This window comes from Ameyamaea chiangmaiensis, from assembly GCF_013376175.1.
Classification (GTDB): Bacteria; Pseudomonadota; Alphaproteobacteria; order Acetobacterales; family Acetobacteraceae; genus Ameyamaea; species Ameyamaea chiangmaiensis.
In genome coordinates this window covers 1-8,764 of the sequence record NZ_JABXXR010000120.1, presented here as the reverse complement: position 1 = coordinate 8,764, position 8,764 = coordinate 1, and the positions used below count along the sequence as shown (strand labels likewise).

General features: G+C 67.6%; 7 protein-coding genes. All 7 read right to left on the bottom strand.

The window, feature by feature from the left end; all coding sequences use genetic code 11:
* A partial coding sequence (locus HUK82_RS12505) for an inositol monophosphatase family protein (RefSeq protein ID WP_305144409.1) occupies positions 1-473 on the bottom strand: 473 nt, incomplete at its 3' end.
* 106 nt (positions 474-579) lie between these two features.
* Positions 580-1,884, bottom strand: a complete 1,305-nt coding sequence (gene hflX / locus HUK82_RS12500; protein ID WP_176614280.1) for a GTPase HflX — start codon at positions 1,882-1,884, stop codon at positions 580-582.
* Positions 1,871-2,155 carry an RNA chaperone Hfq gene (gene hfq, locus HUK82_RS12495; protein ID WP_176614279.1) on the bottom strand — a complete coding sequence of 95 codons (285 nt, stop codon included), beginning with the start codon at positions 2,153-2,155 and terminating at the stop codon, positions 1,871-1,873. The genes hflX and hfq overlap by 14 nt, the downstream gene beginning before the upstream one ends.
* A 146-nt stretch (positions 2,156-2,301) precedes the next feature.
* Positions 2,302-3,690: a nitrogen assimilation response regulator NtrX gene (ntrX, locus tag HUK82_RS12490; RefSeq protein ID WP_176614278.1), complete on the bottom strand. Its 1,389-nt coding sequence runs from the start codon at positions 3,688-3,690 to the stop codon at positions 2,302-2,304.
* Positions 3,680-5,881, bottom strand: a complete 2,202-nt coding sequence (locus HUK82_RS12485) for a sensor histidine kinase NtrY-like (RefSeq protein ID WP_246495405.1) — start codon at positions 5,879-5,881, stop codon at positions 3,680-3,682. Before HUK82_RS12485 ends, ntrX begins: the two co-directional genes overlap by 11 nt.
* Before the next feature lie 204 nt (positions 5,882-6,085).
* Positions 6,086-7,531, bottom strand: a complete 1,446-nt coding sequence (gene ntrC / locus HUK82_RS12480; protein WP_176614276.1) for a nitrogen regulation protein NR(I) — start codon at positions 7,529-7,531, stop codon at positions 6,086-6,088.
* An 80-nt stretch (positions 7,532-7,611) separates the two neighbouring features.
* A complete protein-coding gene (locus HUK82_RS12475; protein ID WP_176614281.1) occupies positions 7,612-8,730 on the bottom strand; it encodes a two-component system sensor histidine kinase NtrB in 1,119 nt (372 codons plus the stop codon).
* Between the last annotated feature and the right edge of the window lie 34 nt (positions 8,731-8,764).

Sequence of the window (8,764 nt, the reverse complement as noted above, 5' to 3'; positions counted from 1 at the left end):
AGCCCGCAGCGGTGCCCGTGGCCATCATCCTCCCAGGCACCGCCGCCGCGCACGGCCAGCGCCAGCCGGTCGGTGACCGGGTCGAGGATTGCCCCGCCAACGGTGACGCCGTCCTGCACGGCGGCGACCATCACGCCGAACAGGGGCACTCCGGCGGCGTAGTTCGCCGTCCCGTCGATCGGGTCGATCACGAACACCAGGCCAGGCGCATCGAGGACTGCCAGAACGCCGGGGTCGGCGGCCACCGCTTCCTCACCCACGACGCGCGCCGCCGGAAAGGCGTCGCGCAGACGGGTGGTGATGAAGCGTTCGGCGGCCTCGTCCGCGTCGGTGACCAGATCGAGCGGCCCCGATTTGCAGCGGATCGCCTCGGGGCCGAGACGCCCGAAGGCGGGCATGATGATCTCGCGCGCGGCCAGACGCATGATCTGGCCAACGGCGACGATCGCCTGTTGCGTGAATGCCGGTGTCATCGGCGGCCCTCCCGTGTCGGAGAATGCGACGTCCAGTCTGTCATGCGGTCGAGAGTAGCCCGATTGCAGCCCGGCACGGGCTGACAATCGGGCGAGGTCGCACGCGTCAGGCGCGCAACTGCTCCGCGAACTGCACTTCGAACCGGCCGCGATCCGCGCCCAGCAACCGCACCTGAAGAGACACGTCCTCGTCGCCGTCGTGGCGGTCGATCACTTCCCCATGCTCGTACAGCCACGCCAGGGCCGAACCCGCCGTGACCGGCAGCACATAGCGTGCCACTTCCATCGCGGCGGTCAGGCGTGCGTCGATCGCATCGAGCAACGCCGGCAGCCCCTGTCCCGTGATGGCGGAGATCGCAACCGTGCCCGCGCGCGTCGGCACCTGGTCCACCCCGCCCAGCAGGTCGGCCTTGTTCAGGACCTCGATCGTCCGGGACGGCCAGTCGGTGCCCAGCATGCCGTCGCGCGCCATGCCGTCCAGCACGCCGACCACGTCGGCCCGCTGTGCCACGGTATCGGGATGGGCCACGTCACGTACGTGCAGGATGATGTCGGCCTCGGCCACTTCTTCCAGCGTGGCGCGGAAGGCCGCGACCAGTTCGGTCGGCAGTTCGCTGATGAACCCGACCGTGTCCGACAGGATGACGCGCCGTCCCGAGGGCAGGCGCAACCCGCGCATGGTGGGATCAAGGGTCGCGAACAACTGGTCCTGCGCGTGGACCGCCGCACCGGTCAGGGTGTTGAACAGCGTCGACTTGCCCGCATTGGTGTAGCCGACCAGTGCCACGACCGGAAACGGGACGCGCTTGCGGGCCTGACGATGCAGCCCGCGTGTGCGGCGCACCTGTTCGAGTTCCTTTTTCAGCCGGACGATCCGGTCGCCGATCATCCGGCGGTCGGCCTCGATCTGGGTCTCGCCCGGGCCGCCGAGAAAGCCGAAGCCGCCGCGCTGGCGTTCCAGATGGGTCCAGAGCCGCACAAGGCGGGAGCGCTGATACTCGAGATGGGCGAGTTCGACCTGCAACGTGCCTTCACGCGTCGCCGCGCGCGCGCCGAAGATGTCGAGAATCAGGCCGGTGCGGTCGATGACCTTGCAGCCCAGCGCCTTTTCGAGGTTGCGTTGCTGGCCGGGCGATAGGCGGGCGTCCATGACGACGACCGTCACCTTGTCCTCGCGCACGGCTTCGGCCAGCGACTCGACCTGGCCGGTGCCCAGCAGCGTCGCGGGGCGCCGCGCGCGGATCAGCAGCACGGCCTGACGGACGACGATCAGTCCTATGGAAGCGGCGAGGCCCACGGCTTCTTCGAGCCGTGCCTCGGCGGCGCGTGCCTCGTCCTGTCGTTCGGGACGTTCCCAGGGCAGGATGACGGCGGCGCGTGTGGCCGCAAGGGCCGTATCAGAAGAGGTCAAGGGGGCTCGTGCTGTCCTTGTCGTCGGCGAACTCGGAACGGGCGCCTTCGAAGAGATTGACGGGGGAGGTCGGCATCACCGTGCTGATCGCGTGCTTGTAGACAAGCTGTGTGTGGCCGTCGCGGCGCAGCAGGACGGAGAAGTTGTCAAACCACGTGATGATGCCCTGCAGCTTGACGCCGTTGACCAGGAAGACGGTTACCGGAGTCTTGGAACGACGGACATGATTGAGAAAAACGTCCTGAACGTTCTGCGAGGTGTCTTTTGCCACGGCATTGGGGCCTTACATTTCTTTTTGGGTGCCGCGCATAAGTGGGCTCCCTTGACATGTTAGCGAAAAAGGATGGGTCGCCCACTCTATACACCAAGGCCGCCCATCACAAAACCTTGGGCGGACATGGTTTTCGCCCCCAATCGTCAGAGGGGCCGGTCGTCCGACGTCACGCCGAGTTGCTTGAGCTTGCGGTGCAGAGCGCTGCGTTCCATGCCGACGAAGCCTGCCGTACGGCTGATGTTGCCGCCGAACCGCATCAGCTGGACCTGCAGATACTGGGTCTCGAACAGGTCGCGCGCCTCGCGCAGCGGCAGGCTCATGACATCGGCCTGCGCGTCGATACGCACGATGGACGGCGCGCCGTGCCCGATTGCCGGCGGCAGCATGTCGGCGCGGATCTGGTCGTTCACGCTGCCCGGAATCATGATCAGCAGCCGCTCCATTAGGTTGCGGAGTTCACGCACGTTGCCCGGCCATTCGTAGCTTTGCAGCGCGGCCAGCGCGTCGACCGACAGCTGGCGCGCCGCCAGGCCGGCGGTCTGGGCCGCGCGGTCGAGGAAGTGGCGTGCCAGGGCGGGCACATCCTCGCGCCGTTCGCGCAGGCTGGGGATTCGCAACGGCACGACGGCCAGCCGGTAATACAGGTCCTCGCGAAACGTGCCGTTGGCGATCTCGGTCTGAAGGTCGCGGTTGGTCGAGGCCAGCACGCGGATATCGACCTTGACCCGTGTCGACCCGCCAAGGCGCTCGAACGTCTGGTCCTGCAGGACGCGGACGATCTTGCCCTGCGTCTCCAGCGGCATGTCGGCCACCTCGTCGAGAAGCAGCGTCCCGCCATGCGCGCGTTCAAGAACACCCATGCGCCGGATCGGACCCTCGGCGGTCCCTTCGAGGCCGAACAGTTCTTCCTCGAATCGACCCGGAGCCAGTGTCGCGCAGTTCAGGGCGACGAAGGGCCCGTCCGAGCGGCGCGAGCGCGCGTGCACCATGCGCGCCGCGACCTCCTTGCCGGAGCCGGCCGGCCCGGTGATCAGCACGCGCGATCCGGTGGGGGCGACACGCTCGATCTGCGTGCGGACCGCGGCGATCGCGGCACTTTCGCCGGAGAGTTCGGTTTCCTGACCGGCGCGCAGACGCAGTTCGGCGTTTTCACGCGCTAGCCGCGAGGCTTCGAGCGCGCGGCGCACCACCACCAGAAGACGGTCGGATTGGAACGGCTTTTCGATGAAATCGTACGCGCCGTGCTGCAGGGCTGCGACGGCGGTCTCGATGGTGCCGTGGCCCGATATCATGACGATGGGCACGGACGGGTCTTCGGCCTGGAACAGATTGAGCAGTTCCAGCCCGTCCAGACGCGATCCCTGGAGCCAGACGTCGAGAATGATCGCCGACGGGCGGCGGGTGCGGAAGGCCGCGAGGGCTGCGTCCGAGTCGCCGGCGGCGGCGGTGTCGTAACCCTCATCGCTCAGAATCCCCTGAACGAGCAGCCGGATGTCCGGCTCGTCATCGACGATCAGGATCTCAGCCGGCATCGGCGTCTTTCATCGGCAAGCTCAACGTCGCCACAGCTCCCCTACCTTCGGCGCGATCCTCCAGCCGAATCGCGCCGCCGTGATCTTCCATGACCTTCCGGACGATGGCCAGACCCAGACCCGTGCCCTTCGCCTTGTGGGTGACGTAGGGTTCGGTCAGTCTCTGGCGGTCGGCCTCGGGCAGCCCCAGACCGTCGTCGGACACGCTCAGGCGCGCCTCCGCCCCCACGACCTGCGCGACGATGCGGATCGTCCCGATGCTGTCAGTGCGGCGAAAGTCTTTCGCAAGCGCATCAACATCCCCTTCTTTGACGCCCATGGCAATGGCGTCGGCCGCATTCTGCAACAGGTTCGTCAGGGCCTGGACGATCAGGCGCCGGTCGCACAGGACCATCGGGCCCGTATCGGCCATCGCGGTCTCGTAACGGATTTCGGGATGCGCGCCGCGTTGCAGAACCAGTGCCTCACGCACGATGTGCGACAGATCCTCGATCCGCATGATCGGCTGCGGCATCCGGGCAAAGGCGGAGAACTCGTCGACCATGCGCCGAATGTCGCCCACACTGCGCACGATCGTGTCCGAACACTGGGCGAACGTGTCCGGGTCGGACTGGATCTCGCGCAGGAAGCGGCGCTTGAGCCGTTCGGCGGCAAGCTGGATCGGCGTCAGCGGATTCTTGATCTCGTGCGCGATCCGGCGCGCCACGTCCGCCCAGGCGGCCGTGCGCTGCGCGGCCTGTAGCGCCGTGATGTCGTCGAACGTGATGACGTAGCCGTCCGCGCCCTGTTGCTCCACCCCGATCCGCACCATCAGCGTGCGGCGATCGGCGGTCGGGCCGATCTGGATTTCCCCGGTCTGCGGATGGTCGGGCATCAGACGCGCCTGTTCCAGCAGGGGGGCGAATTCCGGCGCGGCGTCGGTCAGCGGCCGACCGATCAGCGCGCCGAGATCGGTATGCAGCAGCACCGACGCCGCCCGGTTGGGCAGTTCGATCACCTGTGCACGGTCCAGACCGATCACGCCGGCCGACACGCCGGACAGAACGGCTTCGGTGAAGCGTCGGCGCTCGTTGATCTGGCCATAGGCTTCCATCAGCTCGGACCGCTGGCTTTCGAGCTGGTCCGTCATGCTGTTGAAGGCACGCGACAGATCGACGATCTCGTCATCACGCGCTTCTTCGGGCACACGGACCTTCAGGTCCCCCTCGCTGATGCGGCGCACCGCAAGCCCCAGCAGTCCCAGCGGCCGCGCGATCTGGTTGGCCAGCATCAGCCCGACCAGTGCTGCGGCCGTCAGGACCAGAAGCCCGACCAGCCCGAAGATCATCACGAACATCACCTGAATCTTCGCGCGGTTGCGGTTCAGGCGCTGGTAGTCGGCCACGACATTGTCCGTGCGCCGCATGTGCTCGAGAATGACCGGATCCACCGGGCGCGTGATGACCAGCATCAGCCCCACGGAATCGCCGACCGACACCACGGCCCGCACGGTCTTCTCGTCCGGGCTGTCGAAGATCGCCACGTCGTTGCTGCTGCGCGCCATCATGGTCGCCGCCCGGGGCGGCAGGTCGCCCGGCGTGCCGAGGCGCGAGGACAGGCCGCCCGCGCCCACCACCTTGTTGGTGTAGGGATCGTAGATCACGGCTTCGTCCAGCCCGCGCAACGTCGCCTGCGAATCGAGCACCTGATCGAGCGTCTCGTGGTCATGCAGCAGGTCGGTGCCGGTTTGGGCGAGATCGTTCTGCGCGCCGAGGATATAGCTCGCCAGCGAAAACGCCTCGGTGCGGATGTTGGCGTTGTGCTCCTGCAGGTAGCCGCGCGCGGCCTGCTCCGCCTCGTTGAGTGCGGTGCTGACACGGTCGGAGAACCAGATCTGGATGCCGTAATGGAAAAACAGCCCCGCGAAGGTGCCCACCACGACCGTCGGCGCCACCGCGACGATGCCGAACAGGGACACCAGCCGCACATGCAGTCGCGCGCCGGCCAGACCGCGCCGGCGTTCGTCGAACAGACGCACCACGCGCAAGGCCAGTGCCGTCCCCAGCGTCAGGATCACGACGGCGTTCAGGGCGAAGACGGCCGCCTGAAGCTGTGGCCGGTTGGCCAGGGACATGCCCCCCGACAGGACGACGAACGTCGCGAAGCCCAGGCCAAGCGCCATGATCACCAGCGTGATCGAGACACCACGCATCGACAGGAAGTCGCGCGCGCGGGCGGTGCGTGCGCCGGGGGCGAGGAACCGGCGCAGACGCCGGGCCGCCGTCATCGCGCCCGACCCGGTCGTGCGGGGGCTGCGACGCGTCCGGACGTTCGCGCAACGGCATGGTTTGCGGACATCGGTGTCATGGATCGCGCCTTGTAAACGGAGGAAGGGTCGCCGGGGGCAGCGGCCGGGTCAGGTCGCGCCCCGGACCACGGGGATTTCCAGATCGCGGATCTTCTTGCGCAGGGTGTTGCGGTTCAGGCCCAGCATGGAGGCCGCCTTGATCTGGTTGCCGCGTGTTGCGGCCAGGGTCATCTGGATCAGCGGCCGCTCGACCTCGGCCAGAACGCGGTCATAGATATCGTGCATTTCGATCCCGTCCTGGCTGGCGGCGAGATACTGGCGGATGTGACGCGACACGGCATCGGCCAGGGGCTCGGTACCCGTGGCGGGCTCGTGCTGGGTCTGTTCGGCGAGGGACTCGGCCAGTTCCTGCTCGATCAGTTCGCCGGTGATGATCTCCTGAGGATAGAGGGCCGCGATCCGGCGCATCAGGTTTTCGAGTTCGCGCACGTTCCCCGGCCAGCGTGCGCTCATCAGCCGTTCGACCGCGTCCTCGGACAGCGATTTGGGGGCATTGCCGTCAACGGCGGAACGATCGAGGAAGTGGCGGGCCAGAAGCGGGATGTCCTCGGTCCGTTCGCGCAGGGGCGGCAGGCGGATCGGCACCACATTCAGCCGGTAATACAGGTCCTCGCGGAACACGCCCGCGCGGATGGCCTGCCGCAGGTCGCGGTGCGTCGCCGCGACGATGCGCACGTCCGCGCGAATGGGCTGGCGGCCGCCGACGGTGGTGAACTCGCCTTCCTGCAGGACGCGCAGCAGACGCGTCTGGGCCTCGGCGGGCATGTCGCCGATCTCGTCGAGGAACAGCGTGCCGCCGGTCGCCTGTTCGAAGCGGCCCGGGGTGCGGTTGGTCGCGCCGGTAAAGGCGCCACGTTCGTGGCCGAACAGTTCGCTTTCGATCAGTTCGCGCGGGATCGCGGCCATGTTCACCGCCACGAAGGGGCCGCCTCTCCGGCGTCCGTAATCATGCAGGGCGCGGGCGACCAGTTCCTTGCCGGTGCCGCTTTCGCCGTTGACCATGACCGTCAGGTCCGACGTCGTCAGGCGCGCGATGACGCGGTAGATGTCCTGCATCGCGACCGACCGCCCGATCAGCGGCATGCGCTCTTCCGCCTCGGCCGGGCTGCCTTCGATCATTACCGGCGCGGGTGTGGCCAGCGCGCGGCCGACCACGGCCAGAAGCTCTTTCAGGTCGAACGGCTTTGGAATGTATTCGAACGCGCCGCGCTGGGTGGCCTTGACCGCCGTCATCAGGGTGGACTGCGCGCTCATGACGATGATGCGCAGGTCGGGGCGGGCACGCCGGATGCGGGGCACCAGATCGAGGCCGTTTTCATCGGGCATCACCACATCGGTGATGACCAGATCGCCCTCGCCCTCCTCGACCCACTGCCACAAGGTGGACGCGGTCGGCGTGGTGCGAACCTGATAGCCGGCGCGGCCCAGTGCCTGACTGAGCACGGTGCGGATGGAGCGGTCGTCGTCGGCAACCAGGATCGTCGGCAGCGGCATGTAACTCTCTGATGTGAACACGCCCGGAGGCGGGCCTGGCAGGCCGGGTCGTCAGGATTAGGCGTGGAAGCGGCGCGGTGTCAGGGCGGTCCCTGATCCTCCGTCACCACCGGCAGATGGAGCACGACCTCCGTCCGGCCCGGACGGCTCTCGATTTCGATGATCCCGCCGTGGTCGTCAATGATCTTGCCAGCCAGCGCGAGCCCCAGCCCGCTGCCGGTGGTCTTGGTCGTCAGGAACGGCTCGAACAGATGCGGCAGGATCGATTCGGGAATGCCAGGCCCGTTGTCGCGCACCGTGACGACCAGCGGCAGATGCATGCGGCGCACGGTCCCGGGCACGGCCAGCCGGACTCCCTGCCGGTAGGAGGTCGAGAGCATGATATCGCCCCCCCGGCCGGAATCCGCGATCGATTCGGCAGCGTTCTTCACCAGGTTCAGCAGCACCTGGATCAGCTGGTCGCGGTTGCCCCAGACCGGCGGCAGGGAGGGATCGTAATCCTCGGTGAAGTGCAGGCCGGCGGCGAAGCCCTTCTGCGCCAGCAGCCGCACGTGCTCCAGCACGCGGTGGATGTTGACCGCACGCCGCTCGATCGGCTTTTCGCTGAACATCTCCATCCGCTCGACGATGCCCTTGATCCGATCGGCCTCGTCCCGGATCAGGACCGCGAGTTCCCGGTCGGCGTGACCAACGGACGTTTCCAGAAGCTGTGCCGCGCCGCGAATGCCCGACAGCGGGTTCTTCACTTCATGCGCGAGGATCGCCGCCATGCCCGACACGCTGCGGGCGGCCGAACGAAAGGTCAGCTGACGGTCCAGCGCGCGCGCGGCCGACGAATCATGCAGCGTCAACAGGACCGAACCGGGGGCGTCAGGCAGCGTCGTTCCCTGCACGGTGATGCCGCTGCGATCCAGACGCGGCCCGCGCAGCGTCAGTTCGTGTTCGATCACGGTGACGCCCTGGTCGCGCACTTTCTGTACCAGAAGGAACAGCGGGTGGTCGGGCGGCAGGATCGAGGTCATCGCCTCGCCGCACAGATGGCTGCGCGACATGCCGAAAAACGGCTCGGCGGCGGCGTTGACGTGGGCGATGATGCCGTCCGGCCCGAGTACCACGACCGGCAGCAGCAGCGCGTCGAGGATCGCCGCGCTGTCGACCAGGGCGACGTCGCGGCCCTCGGGCGGGGTGGGGCGCAGCATCGGGGTGCGGGCCATCGGGCTCACCCCTGTCAGG